At 45.7% G+C, this 15,010-nt stretch carries 13 protein-coding genes; 11 read left to right on the top strand and 2 right to left on the bottom strand.

Going from position 1 to position 15,010, the window contains the following annotated elements:
• Positions 1 to 18: 18 nt before the first annotated feature.
• Together M3090_RS05825 and M3090_RS05820 are read right to left on the bottom strand one after the other, a co-directional pair.
• Positions 19 to 393 (bottom strand): hypothetical protein, encoded by a 375-nt coding sequence (locus M3090_RS05825; protein ID WP_249054506.1) that lies wholly within the window; start codon positions 391 to 393, stop codon positions 19 to 21.
• Between the two features lie 244 nt (positions 394 to 637).
• The gene (locus M3090_RS05820; protein WP_249054505.1) at positions 638 to 2,317 is read right to left on the bottom strand and encodes a tetratricopeptide repeat protein; all 1,680 of its coding nucleotides are present in this window, start codon (positions 2,315 to 2,317) and stop codon (positions 638 to 640) included.
• Between the two features lie 827 nt (positions 2,318 to 3,144).
• Here M3090_RS05820 and M3090_RS05815 point away from each other — a divergent pair.
• From M3090_RS05815 to secG, 11 genes are all read left to right on the top strand, one after another.
• Positions 3,145 to 4,404 (top strand): hypothetical protein, encoded by a 1,260-nt coding sequence (locus tag M3090_RS05815; RefSeq protein ID WP_249054504.1) that lies wholly within the window; start codon positions 3,145 to 3,147, stop codon positions 4,402 to 4,404.
• 60 nt (positions 4,405 to 4,464) lie between these two features.
• Complete coding sequence (gene lptC, locus M3090_RS05810) at positions 4,465 to 5,040, top strand: LPS export ABC transporter periplasmic protein LptC (protein ID WP_249054590.1); 576 nt, start codon at positions 4,465 to 4,467, stop codon at positions 5,038 to 5,040.
• Entirely contained in the window at positions 5,041 to 6,297 is a 1,257-nt protein-coding gene (locus M3090_RS05805; RefSeq protein WP_249054503.1) for a hemolysin family protein, read from the top strand. It abuts the gene before it with no gap.
• Between the two features lie 122 nt (positions 6,298 to 6,419).
• The gene (locus tag M3090_RS05800; RefSeq protein ID WP_249054501.1) at positions 6,420 to 8,558 is read left to right on the top strand and encodes a peptidylprolyl isomerase; all 2,139 of its coding nucleotides are present in this window, start codon (positions 6,420 to 6,422) and stop codon (positions 8,556 to 8,558) included.
• Between the two features lie 312 nt (positions 8,559 to 8,870).
• Positions 8,871 to 9,560, top strand: coding sequence for an SIMPL domain-containing protein (locus tag M3090_RS05795; RefSeq protein WP_249054500.1), 690 nt, complete (start codon positions 8,871 to 8,873; stop codon positions 9,558 to 9,560).
• A gap of 171 nt (positions 9,561 to 9,731) precedes the next feature.
• Positions 9,732 to 10,766: a 23S rRNA (adenine(2503)-C(2))-methyltransferase RlmN gene (rlmN, locus tag M3090_RS05790; protein ID WP_249054499.1), complete on the top strand. Its 1,035-nt coding sequence runs from the start codon at positions 9,732 to 9,734 to the stop codon at positions 10,764 to 10,766.
• Between the two features lie 157 nt (positions 10,767 to 10,923).
• The gene (gene pdxA, locus M3090_RS05785) at positions 10,924 to 12,015 is read left to right on the top strand and encodes a 4-hydroxythreonine-4-phosphate dehydrogenase PdxA (protein ID WP_249054498.1); all 1,092 of its coding nucleotides are present in this window, start codon (positions 10,924 to 10,926) and stop codon (positions 12,013 to 12,015) included.
• 5 nt (positions 12,016 to 12,020) lie between these two features.
• On the top strand, positions 12,021 to 13,259 hold the full coding sequence (locus tag M3090_RS05780) for a sigma-54 interaction domain-containing protein (RefSeq protein ID WP_249054497.1): 1,239 nt from the start codon (positions 12,021 to 12,023) through the stop codon (positions 13,257 to 13,259).
• Entirely contained in the window at positions 13,246 to 13,773 is a 528-nt protein-coding gene (locus tag M3090_RS05775) for an LptE family protein (protein WP_249054495.1), read from the top strand. The genes M3090_RS05780 and M3090_RS05775 overlap by 14 nt, the downstream gene beginning before the upstream one ends.
• Entirely contained in the window at positions 13,773 to 14,543 is a 771-nt protein-coding gene (locus tag M3090_RS05770; RefSeq protein WP_249054494.1) for a tetratricopeptide repeat protein, read from the top strand. The genes M3090_RS05775 and M3090_RS05770 overlap by 1 nt, the downstream gene beginning before the upstream one ends.
• 5 nt (positions 14,544 to 14,548) lie before the next feature.
• The gene (secG, locus tag M3090_RS05765; RefSeq protein ID WP_249054493.1) at positions 14,549 to 14,917 is read left to right on the top strand and encodes a preprotein translocase subunit SecG; all 369 of its coding nucleotides are present in this window, start codon (positions 14,549 to 14,551) and stop codon (positions 14,915 to 14,917) included.
• The last annotated feature ends 93 nt before the right edge of the window (positions 14,918 to 15,010 follow it).

Genomic DNA, 15,010 nt, shown 5'->3' with positions numbered 1-15,010 from the left:
TTTCTAACTATAATCTTGTCATGGAATATCTAAACATCCCTCATATACCCCCTTTTCTGTTATATAGAGAATGCTATATGCGCCGGAGTTCAGTTCGACAAACAACGATGCTTCCCCATTTGTCAGATAATATGTAAAGCTACAGCCTGTATTCAGTTCCGTGATGACAACCTCGACATCGTTAAACGTCTCAGGAGCATCAAAACGCATTTCTCCGGAATTATAATGACAGTCAATCCATAAAGGAACACCTGATTCTGGGCGATCTGTAGATGCAGAACTATGCAAACGCGACGATGACTCTCCATTATTTGTTGCCGCCAACATTGGTACAAACAAGCCGGAATTTGCAACGGCACTCATAAGGATTAAGCAATACAATAATTTTCTCATAGCTCATAAATGTTGTTTAATCACTCATGCAAAATTAAGCGACAAAAACAAAATATTATCATTTTTAAGCTCAAATAATCTATCCATGCAAATTAATATATTGCTGATTATCAATAAAATAAAAGGAAGATAGTTTTCATTTTCTATCCTCCCTCAAACTTTGATCATATTACGCTGATTGCCAGCAAGATACGTCAATTAAACATAAAGAAGTAAAATAGGTAATTGGTAATCAATAGGTTAACTACATGTACTGCAAAAAAGACTCTTTTTCCGGTGATAGGCTACGATTGATTTTCTGCTTCAGGCGAGATTTCCTGTTATAGACCACCTCCAACTTTTCGCCGATAAAGATACTGATGGCACGCGGCGAAAACCCTGCAACGGAATAAAGGTAGAGGAGGCTATCGGACTCTTTCATATCGGGAAAAGCCTCTCTGAAGCGTGACATCAGATTGTTCCTGTAAGTATTGACAAAACGTTCCAACTCTTCGAGCGTTTGCTTGTCCGAGCCAAGTCCGGAAACAAGCTTCATGACATCCGCATAAATCTTATGCTTTTCGTTGGCGGTTCCCTGATATTCGTAATACGCACTGCTCAGCTTGTCAACAGTGGCAAAATGTTGTTCAAATAGATTGTTAATTGCCTTTTGCAAAGCTTCGTGCTCCATTTGTTGATTTTCCAACCTCCTGCTAATCGCATCCCGCATTTCCCGGGCTTCCGTTTCCTTTAGCGTCAGCAGATTGCGCAAGTCAGATGCAAGCAACATATTGTTTTCTATTTTCTTCTTCTGGGAACTGATGTGTTGCATCACAATAATGGCAATCAACAACAAAATGATGAAAAACACAGCAACATTGCGCTTTATGCGCATCAATTCCTGCTTTTGCTCCTGCATTTCATAGTGGTGGTAGTTGGAAACCGCCTCTGTCACATTCTGGTTGATGACCTCATGCAGCACTTTGTTATTGTACGAATTTTCTTTTTCCAAAGCGAGCAAGGCTTCTTGGTAGTTTCCCTGGCGTTTGTTCCACAAGTAAGGCAGCCATCCCTGGGTGCTATCGGCCGAAGCCAACCTATCCATATAATATTGGGCACTATCCATTTGGCCGGTTTTCAGATAAGCTATCCCGAGATTGCGATAATCGTCCAACGTCATCCGCCCGGCATCAAGCTTTATAATACGGCCATAACATCTTCGAGTCAATCCGTAGTCTCTCTTTCCTATGCCTGAAGTTGCCAGAAGCTTCAGGGCTTCGCACCACAAAACGGTATCTTGTTTGGCCGAAGCAATATCCGCTACTTTTTGCAAGACTTCAACGCTGTTGTCATAATCTTCGCCATTATGAAACGAGCGGCCTATATCCAACAGCCCCCAGTCGGCATGAAGGGTATGCCCCGACTTTTGGAAACATTCGTAGGCTTTTTGGGCATACTTCACCCCCTCCACACCATTGAAAATGCAATTGTAAATATCAGAAAAAGACCGATATATCATCCCCAAATAAAAATAATCAGGAATCTTCTTCGCCGCTGTTTCGGCTTTCAGCAGATTGACAATGGCCATGGAATATTTGTGCCTATTTTCTTCCACACGAGCCAAGTAATAATAGGCCAACATCTTGTGATAATCATCTTTGCTGTCCGCATAAAAATCGACAGCCGCCTGTATCTGAGCAGTATCTTGCACATCAACATGATTCTTATATCGAGTTTGCACAGACAACAATGAATAAAGCGCTTTTTCTTCCGACGATTTAAGCGTCAGCGTATCCATTCCTTGCAGTATAGCAAGAGCAGAGTCAGGTCTTTCGTCCATAAGTTGTTCGACAGAAGTCAATGTCGGATTTGAATGGCTACACCCACCCATCCCCCAAATGAACAAAAGTGCCGCAATGCCGAATAAATGAATAGTCTGCTTCATGCTCAATCGAATTTTCTTGCAAAGTCAAGTTTAATCCATAATGCAATGCCTGCTAAGCAGTTTGCCTCCCAATTAATGCACTTGCACTAAGTCCACTTAACCCACAGCAAAGTTACATCTTTTTGCTATACAATAGCTGTTTTATCGAAAAAGAATAAGAGCGTTTAAACTCATTCTCTCTGTCATCCCGAGTTGTTCTCCTCCGATAACGGGGAGTAACAACGCTCAACCAGACAAAAGCGAATCTTGAACAGCCTCTAAAACCTATACGATAAAAATGCGCACCACTCGGGAAAGACGCTTTCACCCGCCGAAGATTGGCTTACGCGCAAAGGGTCAGTATTTTTTACCATAAGTGCCTCTCCGGCCACCCGACCGACCCGGCTCGTACCCGGTTCGTACCAAAGTCGTACCAAGTTCGAGTGTATAGACACGAACCAGGAGCGTCTTTAGAAGGTTTTCTTTTCCTGTTTTTTTACTGATTGCTTTAGTATATCCCCCATTCTGAATGTCGAAGGGCATAAAAAAGCCTGAACGGGTCAGGCTTCATTCTTGCGCTGCCAGACGGACAGAGCCCTTAGAGAGATTCTTCGACTACGCCCTGCGGGCTTCGCTCAGAATGACAGACACTTTTCAGCGCATAGTGAGATCCCCCGACTACGCTCGGGATAACAGGAAAATGAATTTTAAACACTCTAAATAAATGGATGTTTTATGTTTTTTAACGGTCACACGGGATTTTTTCTTTTGATACAAACATAAAAAATCTCATCTTTGCAGGCAGTTTTCTATATTTAGGAAGGATTAAAATAGATATAAAATAAAGAATGATAAAGTATAGACATGTGTTTTGGGCGCTTTTGCTCATGATGTTGTCAGAAGTGGCTTTTGCTCAAAACAATACAAATTCGCCTTATACACGTTATGGATACGGTCAGTTGACAGATCAAGGGTCTGCTAATAGTAAGGCTATGGGCGGTGTCGCATATGCTTTGCGGGACAGGTCTTTGGTCAATTTTGCCAATCCGGCTTCTTATACAGTGGTGGATTCATTGACTTTTATTTTTGATGGAGGAATCTCATTACAAAATACGAATTTTAGTAATGGCGTGTTGAAGCAAAACGCCAAAAATTCAAGTTTTGATTATGTTACCATGCAATTCCGGGCTGCAAAATGGGCGGCTGTCAGTCTGGGCTTGATTCCTTATGCCAATATTGGTTATAACATCGGCGAGTTTCGTGAGAATCAAGACTCGGAGACGGCGTCCAGTTCTGTGCAATATAGTGGGACCGGTGGCCTGCATCAATTGTATATAGGTGCGGGATTTAAGATATTAAAGAATCTGTCGGTAGGTGCGAATGTCTCTTACTTATGGGGAGATGTATCGCGCAGCAATACGCTGATTTTCCCTTATAACAGTGATTTGTTTTCTACTATCATCAGCAGAGAGGTTGATGTAAAGAGCTATAAACTGGATTTCGGTGCCCAGTATACGCAACAAATAGGTAAAAAACATGCTTTGACGTTGGGCTTGGTTTTCTCTCCGGGACATAACTTAAAAAGTGATGCTGTCGAGTATCGCCAGACGGGAACGGATGCAAATGCATCGTTGAGCCAAACTGAATTGGAAGGAGATTTCGGAATCCCTACTACATGGGGTGGGGGATTGGCTTATGTGTATGACCAACGTTTGACTGTTGCTGCTGATGTTATGATGCAGAACTGGGACGAAGTCGCTTACATGGGCGAGAAGAATGTCTTCTGTAAACGGACCCGTTATTCGTTTGGTGCAGAAATGATTCCGAATCCGATAGGCCGTAATTATCTGGCTCGCATTAAATACCGTGCAGGTGCTTATTATTCTCTTCCTTATTATAAAATAGATGGAGTGCGTGCTGCCAAGGAATATGGAGTCAGTGCGGGCTTTGGATTGCCTATACCGAGAACTCGTTCAATGGTCAGTGTTTCAGCCCAGTATGTGCATACTCAAGGCGAGAGAGCGACATTCTTGGATGAAAATACCTTGAGGATATGTATCGGCATAACCTTCAACGAGCGCTGGTTCTTTAAACGTAAGGTTGATTAAACAGTGAGACAGGTATCGGCAAAGAAATGGTGTAGGCCTTGCGGGGCTTTGGCATGGGGCATGATAGGGGGGATACTCCTTTCATGCTTTTCTTGTTCGGGGAACCAGAAAGCTATGGGGGAAGCCATCACTGAACGTGATTCTTTGCCCGTGATGGATACCCGGGGAGTGACGACGCTGATATCCGATTCTGGTATGATACGTTACCGCATTAATACGGAAGAATGGAAGGTTTTCGACCGTAAAGTTCCTCCTTATTGGGCTTTTGAGCAAGGTGTTTACTTGGAAAAGTTTGATACATTGTTTCAGGTAGAAGCCAGTATTGAAGCCGATACGGCATATTTTTATAACAAAGAAGAGTTATGGAAGTTGGTAAGTAATGTCCATATTCAGAATCTTAAGGGTGAGAAGTTTGATACGGATTTGTTGTATTGGGACCAGAAGAAACAACGGGTGTATTCAGATCATCGCATACGCATAGAGCAGCCGGACAGGGTTATCATAGGACGTGGCTTTGAGTCGAACCAGCAAATGACAATCTATACTATTCATAAGCCTGAAGGTATTTTTTATGTGGATGACACTGCGACGGCGCCTCCTGATAGCTTGCAGGCCGATACATTACAGAAGAAGTAAATGGATACTTGGGGATATTTGTTGATAGCCGTGGCTTGCCTCGTTTTCTTTTCCGGCGTGGAAGCAGCCTTTTCATCCATGGATAAGATGCGCCTTGAGTTGGCGAAACAATCACGTTGGAATTCTTGGGTGATTTCTCTTTTCCTGCGCCATACGGCAAGTTTCCACTCCTCTATGTTGGTGGGGAACTATGTTGCATTGATTATTTGTGTTATTCTGTCGGCTGTCTTTCTGGAACAATCTATACCGGAGAAGTTCATGCCTTATCCTGCTTTTCTGTTGCTGTTGCAGGTGCTTGTGGTGTGGGTTGCCGTTCTTGTCTTCGGTGAACTTTTGCCGAAAACGTTGTTTAAAATCAATCCGGATTTCGTATTATGTTTCTTTGCTCTTCCCATACTGTTATGTTATGTCTTTTTATGCCCGATTGCTAAGTGCCTGCTTGGCGGAGCTCGCTTGTTATTCTGGATGACAGGGGTTAAGATGAATAAAGAGAACACCAATAAGGCTTTAGGTAAAGTTGATTTGGACCAGTATGTACAAAACAGTTTGGAGGGTGTTGCTGACGAAGAGGATTTGGATGATGATGTGAAAATTTTCCAGAACGCTTTGGACTTTTCGAACATTCGAATCCGTGATTGTATCGTTCCGCGTACAGAAGTCGTAGCTGTGGATGTAACAGAAACGCTGGAAGAACTTAAGAGCTTGTTTGTAGAATCGGGACTGTCGAAGATTATTGTTTATGACGGGAATATTGATAATGTGATAGGTTATATTCATTCGTCAGAGATGTTTCGGACTTCTTCGGATTGGCGTAATTGCGTCAAACCAATTCCGATTGTACCAGAGACAATGCCGGCGCATAAGCTGATGAAACTCTTTATGCAGCAGAAAAAAACGATAGCAGTGGTTGTCGATGAGTTCGGAGGAACGTCGGGCATCGTCTCATTGGAAGATTTGGTGGAAGAGATTTTCGGAGACATTGAAGACGAACATGATAACACAAGTTATGTATGCAAACAAGTCGGTGAGCATGAATATGTGCTTTCTGCCCGTCTGGAGATTGAGAAAGTTAATGAGACATTTGATTTGGATTTGCCTGAGTCGGATGACTATCAGACGGTTGGTGGACTTATATTGAGTTGTTACCAGAATTTTCCGAAACAGCATGAGGTCGTTACGATAGGCAAGTTTCAGTTTAAAATATTGCGGTTGACTGCTACAAAAATAGAACTTGTCCGCTTAAAAGTGAGCGAATGAATCTTTTAAACGTAATTTTTGGGCAAATAAGTAGATGCTTATTGGCATTTTTCGTATCTTCGTGCGCTAAAACGGAAATAGAAGAAATAAGTAATAAATAATATAATTGTATTAACGTAAAAATGGCAACATTACAAAAGATTAGGTCTAGAGGACCGTTAGTGGTGATTGTGGTCGGTTTGGCATTGTTTGCTTTCATTGCAGGTGATGCATGGCAAGTGATGCGTCCACACCAATCGCAAGATGTAGGAGAAGTGAATGGGGAGTCAATATCTGCCCAAGATTATCAAAAGATGGTTGAAGAATATACGGAAGTCGTAAAGATTGCGAGAAACGTAAATTCTTTGACGGATGAAGAAGTCAGCCGGCTTCAAGACGAGGTTTGGCAGACTTATGTTGAGAATAAGCTGATAGAGAATGAAGCCAAGAAGATGGGTTTGGAGGTTTCTGATGCCGAGCTTCTGTCTATCATTAATACGGGTACGCACCGCTTGTTGCAAAACACACCTTTCCGTAATCCGCAAACCGGATTGTTCGATAAGGATATGTTGAACAAATTCCTGGCTGATTACGCTCAGATGAATCAAGCACAGATGCCTGCCGAGTATGCAGAATATTATCAGAAGATGTACACGTATTGGCAATTCATCGAAAAAACGTTGGTACAGACGCGTTTGCGCGAGAAATACATGTCTCTGATTGGCAATGCACTGATTTCAAATCCTGTTGAGGCTCAAAATGCTTATGATGCCCGTGTAGCTCAGTCGGATTTGCTGTTGGCTGCTGTTCCTTATTCTTCTGTATCAGATTCTACGGTGACGGTCTCTGAAGCTGATTTGAAAGCTGCTTATGACAAGAAGAAGGAGCAATTCAGACAATATGTAGAGACGCGAAACATCCGTTTCATTGATGTACAGGTGACTGCCAGTGCCGAAGACAAGGCTGCTTTGCAGGAAGAAATGGAAGAATATACGACTCAACTTGCCGGCAACGTAACGGACTATACGACGTTCGTACGTTCGGCTGGTTCGGATGTGCCTTATGTGGACCTGTTCTATACCACTCGTGCGTTGCCGGGTGATGTGGTAGCTCGTTTGGATTCAGTATCTACGGGAGATGTCTTCGGTCCTTATTACAATGCTTCAGACAATACGCTGAATGCCTTTAAGAAACTGGCTGTTGCTTCTATGCCTGACTCTGTGGAATTTCGTCAGATACAAGTCGTTGGCGAAAATGCCGCGAGAACTAAGACTCTGGCCGACAGTATTTATGATGCCATCAAGGGAGGAGCTGACTTCGCAGAAGTGGCCAAGAAGTATGGACAGACGGGTGAGCCGACATGGATATCTTCGGTTAACTATGAAGGCGCGCAAATTGATGGTGATAACTTGAAGTATATCGAGGCTATCACAATGGGCAAAAAGGATGAGTTGAAGAACCTTGCGTTGGGACAGGCCAATGTGATTTTGCAGGTTACAGATAAGAAAGCTGTGAAAGAGAAGTATAAAGTGGCTGTCGTGAAGCGTGTGGTTGAGTTCAGTAAGGAAACATATAGCAAGGCTTACAATGATTTCAGCCAGTTCATCGCTACCAATAATACGCTGGAGAAAATGGTGGCCAATGCTGAAGATGCAGGTTACAGACTGTTGGAACGGAACGATTTGCGTAGTTCTGAACATGGCATCGGTAGTATCAGAGACACGAAGGAGGCTTTGAGATGGGCGTTTAATGCTAAGCCCGGTGAGGTTTCAGGCTTGTTCGAGTGCGGTGATAATGACCACATGCTGATGGTTGGCTTGTCCGGCATTGTGCCTGAAGGCTATCGTCCCTTGTCTTTGGTTCAGAATCAGTTGCGTTTCGAATTGTTGCGCGATAAGAAGGCTGAGAAGATTATGGCCGACATGAAAGCCGCCGGTGCCTCTTCTTTCGAACAATATAAGAACTTGAAAGATGCTGTGAGCGATTCTGTGAAGCACGTAAGCTTTGGTGCGCCGGCATACGTGGCTGCCTTGAGAAGCAGTGAGCCGTTGGTGAGCGCTTATGCTTCTGTGGCTGAACCCAACCAGTTGAGCCAGCCGATTAAGGGTAATGGCGGGGTGTTCGTGTTGCAACCTTATGCAGAGGAGAAGCAGAACGAGGAGTTTAATGAGAAAACAGAGCAGGAGACTCAGGCTTCCATGCATGCCCGTATGGCTATGCAGTTCATCAATGATTTGTATTTGAAGGCAGAAGTGAAGGATATGCGTTATCTTTTCTTCTAATAATCTTTTGGTTTATAGATTTTATTGAGAAGCCGGCTGACATTTGTCAGTCGGCTTCTTTTTATGGGCAGGCTGTTTGTCTTTGTCGGCTGATGGAAGGAAGAACCAGGAGGCTGACGTATGCTGTTGCCCGAGGGTATGCGAAAACCGAGAAGGCGTCGGGGGCATCAGGTAATAAAGGTTAAGCTTTTTAAACCTTGGGGAGAAAGGTGTCGTCTAACTGTCGACGGGATGTTCTTTCCAGCTCGATTTGCCTGGAGATTGCCCGGTGGAAGGTGTTTCAGAGTATAAACGTTTGTAATATTTTGTGGTATGAAAATGAAAGTTTTATTGTCGCTATTGGCCCTTTGGGGTGCGTTCGTGTCGTATGCGCAAACCAATGACCGCTACATCGAGGTGACGGGTACGTCGGAAATAGAGATTGTGCCCGACAAGATTCATTATTTGATTGAAATCCGTGAATATTTTGTGGAGGAGTTTGACGGGAAGTCAAAGCCCGAAGAGTATCGCACCAAAGTGCCTCTGTCGGAGATTGAGCAGGGGGTACGGAAGGCGTTGGCTGAAGCAGCCGTCCCGCAGGATGCCATCCGTACGGAAGAGGTTGGCGACTATTGGCGGCAGCAGGGACAGGATTTTCTGATAGCGAAGCGTCTGGACGTTACGTTGACCGATTTCAACCAGATAAACGAGATTGTCAAGCGCATAGACACGCGAGGGGTCAATACCATGCGTATCGGCGAGCTGGAAAACAAAGACATGCTGGCATATCATCAGAAGGGGAAGATTGAGGCGTTGAAGGCGGCCCAACGGAAGGCTGCTTATCTGGTTGAGGCATTGGGCAAGAAGTTGGGCGGTGTGCTCCGCATTGTGGAAGAGGGGAGCGGAAACTCCTTTTCGTTGTCACAGAGCAATGTGATGTCTTCCGATGCCGCCTCTTTCGAGAGCTTCCGCACCATTAAGAAGAAATATTCCATGCTGGTGCGTTTCGCGATTGCCGATTAGGCGTGGAGCAGAGGGGTTGTGCCTTTTATTCGGAACGGCCGTGTTTCTTGTTCGGAACGGCCACGTCTTTTGTCCGGAAGAAACAGGGGAGATTTTCGTCCCGGAGTGGCCGGAATTTCTATCTTTATTCCTACCTTTGCATCTTGTTATAACAGGAAATATCGGACGAACATGCAGAAACAATCCCTTTTAGGTTTGACGCTTGCCGAATTGCAGGCATTGGTGAAGGAACTGGGCATGCCAAGCTTTTCCGCCGGGCAAATCGCGTCGTGGCTTTATGTCAAGAGAGTGACCTCGATTGACGAGATGACCAACCTGTCGTTGAAATCGCGCTCTTTGCTGAAAGAGCGCTTTGACGTGGGGGCGGCAGCTCCGGTTGATGCCATGCGTTCGGTGGATGGCACCGTGAAATATCTCTACGGAGTGGGAGAAAACCATTTCGTCGAGTCGGTCTATATCCCGGACGATGACCGCGCCACGCTCTGTGTCTCCTCGCAAGTGGGCTGTAAGATGCACTGCAAGTTCTGCATGACAGGCAAGCAAGGTTTCTCCATGAATCTGACAGCCGGACAAATCATTAACCAGATTGTTTCCTTGCCCGAATGTGAACGCCTGACCAATGTCGTCATGATGGGCATGGGAGAGCCCTTGGACAACTGGGACGCCGTGCAGAAAGCCTTGGAGATTATGACAGCCCCTTACGGCTTTGCGTGGAGTCCCAAGCGCATCACCTTGTCGACAGTGGGGCTGCGCAAGAACCTGCGCCGTTTTCTGCTGGAGACCGATTGCCATCTGGCTGTCAGCCTACATTCCCCCCTGCCGCAACAGCGTGCCGGGCTGATGCCGGCCGAAAAGGCCTTTTCTATCGTCGACCTGGTGGACGAACTGCGCAACTACGATTTCAGCAAGCAACGCCGCTTGTCGTTTGAATACATCCTGTTCAAAGGTGTCAACGATTCGATGGCCCATGCCAAGGAACTGCTGAAACTGTTGCGCGGCCTTGACTGCCGCGTCAATCTGATTCGTTTCCATGCCATACCGGGCGTCGACCTGGAAGGGTGCAGCATGGAGGCGATGACCACATTCCGCGACTACCTGACTTCGCATGGACTGTTCACCACCATACGTGCCTCGCGAGGAGAAGATATATTTGCTGCGTGCGGCATGTTGTCTACGGCCAAAATGGAGGAAAAAGGAAGAATTTAATATAAATTATCACCTCATAGTGGCAGATATACCACATTCTTCGTAGTTTTGTCAGAATAAAGACGAAGCAATGACCAGGGAAAGCCGTTGTGCAGCTCCTATGTACAGCGCTTGCCAGGTGAGGAAAATGATGTTACAACAACTAAAATAAGTGGAGATGGAAGAGAATAAAATAAGAATAGGAATAACACAAGGCGATATAAACGGAGTCGGATATGAAGTCATTCTGAAGACATTTGCAGATCCGCTCATGTTCGACCTGTGTACCCCGATTGTCTACGGTTCCCCCAAGGTTGCTGCTTACCACCGCAAGTCGCTTGACTTGTCGACCAACTTCAGCATCGTGTCTTCTGCAACCGAAGCTGCCGATGGGCGGCTGAATGTGGTCAATTGCACGAACGATGAAGTAAAAGTAGAATTTTCGAAAGCCGATGCGGAAGCAGGGAAAGCAGCCCTGGATGCGCTGGAAAAAGCGATAGAAGAATATCGGAATGGTCTGGTGGATGTCATCGTCACAGCTCCTATCAACAAACACACCATCCATTCAGAGCAATTTGCCTTCCCGGGCCATACGGAATACATCGAGCAGCGGTTAGGAGACGGCGGGAAAGCTTTGATGATATTGATGAAAGACGATTTCCGGGTTGCTTTGGTGACGGGCCACATCCCAGTCAGCCAAATAGCTCCCACGCTTACCAAAGACCTGATAAAAGAGAAGCTGACCATATTCAACCGTTCTCTGAAGCAAGATTTCGGCATCAGTGCCCCCCGCATTGCCGTCTTCTCGCTGAATCCCCATGCGGGAGACGGCGGTCTGCTGGGCACGGAGGAAGAAGAAATCATCATTCCCGCCTTAAAGGAGATGAACGCTCAGGGTGTGTTGTGCTATGGCCCTTATCCGGCCGATGGCTTTATGGGCTCGGGCAACTTCATCCATTTTGATGGCATCCTGGCCATGTACCATGACCAAGGGCTCGCTCCGTTCAAAGCATTGGCTATGGATGCCGGTGTGAATTTCACCGCCGGTTTGCCCGTGGTCCGCACCTCGCCGGCACATGGGACTGCTTACGATATAGCCGGTAAAGGCATAGCTTCGGAAGACTCGTTCCGTCAGGCTATATACGTGGCTATCGATGTCTTCCGTAACAGGCAACGCGAGAAAGCCGCTTCTTCCAATCCGCTGCGTAAACAGTATTATGAGAAGCGGGATGACAGTGACAAGCTGAAACTTGACGCGGAAAAAGACTGATAACTATGACAAAAGCTGAAATACAACAGGTCAAATTGCGATTTGGCATCATCGGCAACAACGAAAGCCTGATGCGTGCCATAGACATTGCCATTCAGGTAGCTCCGACAGATTTGTCCGTGTTGATTACCGGTGAAAGTGGTGTGGGTAAGGAAAGTTTTCCCCAAATCATCCACCAATACAGCCGGCGTAAACATGGGCAATACATCGCTGTCAACTGCGGAGCCATCCCGGAGGGGACCATAGACTCTGAACTATTTGGACACGAAAAAGGAGCTTTCACCGGAGCTATCGGCGAGCGTAAAGGCTATTTCGGCGAGGCCAACGGGGGGACCATCTTCTTGGATGAAGTCGGTGAGTTGCCGTTGCCTACGCAGGCCCGCCTGCTTCGTGTGCTGGAGAGTGGCGAATTTATCAAGGTCGGTTCGTCCAAAGTAGAGAAGACCGATGTACGTATTGTAGCCGCTACCAATGTCAACTTAAGGCAAGCTATTGCTGAAGGGCGTTTCAGGGAAGATTTGTATTATCGGTTGAACACAGTGCCTATCCAGATTCCTCCCCTGCGTGAACGTGGCGAAGACGTCGTCCTGCTGTTCCGTAAGTTTGCTTCCGACTTTGCAGAGAAATACCACATGCCGGCCATTCAGTTGACAGACGATGCCAAACAGATGCTCCTGTCCTATACATGGCCGGGTAATGTGCGTCAGTTGAAGAACATTACAGAACAAATTTCCATCATAGAGACCAACCGGGATATCACAGCAGCTATTCTGAAAAACTACCTGCCCGAACAAGAGCAGCATTTGCCGGCTCTGTCGGGAAAACGTGAGAAAAGCTTTGAAAGTGAACGGGAAATCCTGTATCAAGTCTTGTTTGATATGCGGCAAGATGTGACAGAACTGAAGAAACTGGTGCACAGCATCATGGCCGAACGGGAAGCCTCCGCGGGTGTGAACAGCAAATCGGCTTATTACACCCCTTCTCCCACTGTCGTTCCCCCCTCGTTGGAAGCAAATGTACCCACCATCATACGGCAGCCTGCCAAGCCTTCGCCTGCCGAAGACGATGATATCCAGGATACGGAAGAATACGTGGAAGAATCCTTGTCACTGGATGACGTAGAGAAAGAAATGATACGAAAAGCGCTTGAGAAACATCATGGGAAGCGCAAAAATGCTGCTCAGGACTTGAATATATCCGAGCGTACGTTGTACAGAAAGATTAAAGAATATGGTTTGGATTAAAAAGATAATAATACCGGTTGTCGCTTTAGGGATGTTGCCTTTTCTGGTGACTTCGTGTAAGGTGCAGATTGGCCTTGCGCCCATCAGCTCTATTGATTATTCGAAAGTGAAGACTATCTCCATAGCAGAGTTCCAGAATCATGCGGAGTATGTTTATGCACCTTTGGCTATCGAGTTCAACCAACGCCTGAAGGATATGTTCATCCAACAGACTCGCCTGCAATTGGTCAATTCGGGAGGAGACCTGGAACTGGACGGTGAAATCACAGGCTACAATCAGTACAACCAGGGAGTAGATGCCAGCGGATATTCTTCGGAAGTGAAGCTGACGCTGACCGTCAATGTGCGTTATGTTAATAATACTAACCACGAGGAAGACTTTGAACAACAGTTTTCGGCTTTCCAGACCTATGAAGCTAATCAGTTGTTGACGGCTGTGCAGGACGAACTGATTACGTTGATGGTAAAAGATATTACGGAACAGATTTTTAACTCGACGGTAGCAAACTGGTAATGGCTTTGGTTCTTTTGCAACAATGGATGGAACATCCGGAGCTGTTGAATAAGGAGACGCTGTCGGGATTGCGTGAACTTGTAGACCGTTATCCTTATTTCCAGTCAGCACGTTTGTTATACTTGAAGAATCTTTATCTGCTGCACGATGCAAGCTGGGGTGAAGAATTGCGTAAGGCTGCGTTATGTGTTGCCGACCGCCGGATATTGTTTCATTTGACAGCAGGAGAAAGTTATGCGTTACACTCGCGCACATCTGCCTCGACCCTGTCAGATAAGATGGAGGAGCCAAGCGTCGACCGGACATTGGCTCTGATAGATGCATTTCTGGCTAACTCGCCAGAGGAGCAGAGGACTGTGCAACAGCCAATGGATTTGGATTATACAGTGGATTATACTGCTTATTTGTTGCAAGAAGATGCCGATGCGGCTGCAGAAGGTGCGGACACAGAAGTGCCACAGTTGCGCGGGCATGAATTGATAGATGACTTTATTCAGCAAAAGGCAGAAGGCTTTTCCGAAATGAAAGAAAATGCAAAGGACGAGAAGGTATCCGGACCTGGTTGGGTGGCTGGAGAAGATTCGGATGAAGCCTTAGACGAGAGCTATTTTACGGAAACATTGGCTAAAATCTATATTAAACAGCACAGATATGAAAAGGCTCTTGAAATTATTAAAAAGTTAAGTTTGAATTATCCAAAAAAAAACGCTTACTTTGCAGACCAAATCAGATTCTTGGAGAAATTGATTATTAACGCTAAATCAAAATAACAAAAATGTACGTATTATTAGTTATCTTAATGCTGATTGCAGCAGTGCTGATGTGCTTCATCGTATTGATTCAAAACTCCAAAGGGGGAGGTCTGGCTTCGAGTTTTTCTTCGTCCAATCAGATTATGGGCGTGCGCAAGACTACCGATTTCTTGGAGAAGACTACTTGGGGACTGGCTGCTTTCATGGTAGTGATAAGCATTGCCTCTGCTTATGTATTGCCTACGGGGCCGCAAAAAGGAGATGTCATTTTGGAGCAGGCCCAACAAGAAGAGAGCACGAATCCTTATAACATGCCTCTGGGCACGAATGCACCTCAGACTGAAGTGCCGGCAGAGACAGCCGCACCGGCAGATTCCAATGCTGCTAATTAAGACGAAGGCGTGTTGTCTTTGGTTGAAAAAATAGAGAGGGTTGATGTCGGTGTTGGCATCAACCCTTTTGTTGTATATGCAAATTTTTAAGTA

The sequence above is a fragment of the Bacteroides sp. ET71 genome, assembly GCF_023336905.1.
Taxonomy (GTDB): domain Bacteria; phylum Bacteroidota; class Bacteroidia; order Bacteroidales; family Bacteroidaceae; genus Bacteroides.
This window is presented reverse-complemented; position numbering and strand designations above follow the sequence as displayed.

Excerpts from the sequence above, each read along its gene's own strand:
- M3090_RS05825 (WP_249054506.1), bottom strand. The coding sequence starts at position 393 with ATGAGAAAATTATTGTATTGCTTAATCCTTATGAGTGCCGTTGCAAAT.
- M3090_RS05820 (WP_249054505.1), bottom strand. The coding sequence starts at position 2,317 with ATGAAGCAGACTATTCATTTATTCGGCATTGCGGCACTTTTGTTCATT.
- M3090_RS05815 (WP_249054504.1), top strand. The coding sequence starts at position 3,145 with ATGATAAAGTATAGACATGTGTTTTGGGCGCTTTTGCTCATGATGTTG.
- lptC (WP_249054590.1), top strand. The coding sequence starts at position 4,465 with ATGATAGGGGGGATACTCCTTTCATGCTTTTCTTGTTCGGGGAACCAG.
- M3090_RS05805 (WP_249054503.1), top strand. The coding sequence starts at position 5,041 with ATGGATACTTGGGGATATTTGTTGATAGCCGTGGCTTGCCTCGTTTTC.
- M3090_RS05800 (WP_249054501.1), top strand. The coding sequence starts at position 6,420 with ATGGCAACATTACAAAAGATTAGGTCTAGAGGACCGTTAGTGGTGATT.
- M3090_RS05795 (WP_249054500.1), top strand. The coding sequence starts at position 8,871 with ATGAAAATGAAAGTTTTATTGTCGCTATTGGCCCTTTGGGGTGCGTTC.
- rlmN (WP_249054499.1), top strand. The coding sequence starts at position 9,732 with ATGCAGAAACAATCCCTTTTAGGTTTGACGCTTGCCGAATTGCAGGCA.
- pdxA (WP_249054498.1), top strand. The coding sequence starts at position 10,924 with ATGGAAGAGAATAAAATAAGAATAGGAATAACACAAGGCGATATAAAC.
- M3090_RS05780 (WP_249054497.1), top strand. The coding sequence starts at position 12,021 with ATGACAAAAGCTGAAATACAACAGGTCAAATTGCGATTTGGCATCATC.
- M3090_RS05775 (WP_249054495.1), top strand. The coding sequence starts at position 13,246 with ATGGTTTGGATTAAAAAGATAATAATACCGGTTGTCGCTTTAGGGATG.
- M3090_RS05770 (WP_249054494.1), top strand. The coding sequence starts at position 13,773 with ATGGCTTTGGTTCTTTTGCAACAATGGATGGAACATCCGGAGCTGTTG.
- secG (WP_249054493.1), top strand. The coding sequence starts at position 14,549 with ATGTACGTATTATTAGTTATCTTAATGCTGATTGCAGCAGTGCTGATG.